This is a genomic window from Cobetia sp. SIMBA_158 (genome assembly GCF_046566945.1).
In the GTDB taxonomy this organism is placed as follows: Bacteria; Pseudomonadota; Gammaproteobacteria; order Pseudomonadales; family Halomonadaceae; genus Cobetia; species Cobetia amphilecti.
The window spans coordinates 1-270 of the sequence record NZ_JAWJYL010000402.1; the positions used below are offsets into that span (position 1 = coordinate 1).

General features: G+C 46.3%; 1 protein-coding gene. It reads left to right on the plus strand.

Annotated features, from left to right (window positions below):
- The coding region (locus tag R2R70_RS20455) for a PD-(D/E)XK nuclease-like domain-containing protein (RefSeq protein ID WP_410978971.1) at positions 1-270 on the plus strand (270 nt) is incomplete at both ends.

The following is a 270-nucleotide window of genomic DNA, read 5'->3' on the forward strand; positions in this document are numbered from 1 at the left end:
GGTATTTATTACGGAATTTCGAATGAGAATTACCACGCGGGTCCCGGTATCAGTAAGTCTCAGCTCGATGACATTGCTGATACTCCGGCACTATATTTGTGGCGTAAAAATGCCCCCGTGGACACCACAAAGACAAAAACGCTCGATTTAGGAACTGCTTTCCACTGCCGGGTACTTGAACCGGAAGAATTCAGTAACCGCTTTATCGTAGCACCTGAATTTAACCGCCGTACAAACGCCGGAAAAGAAGAAGAGAAAGCGTTTCTGATG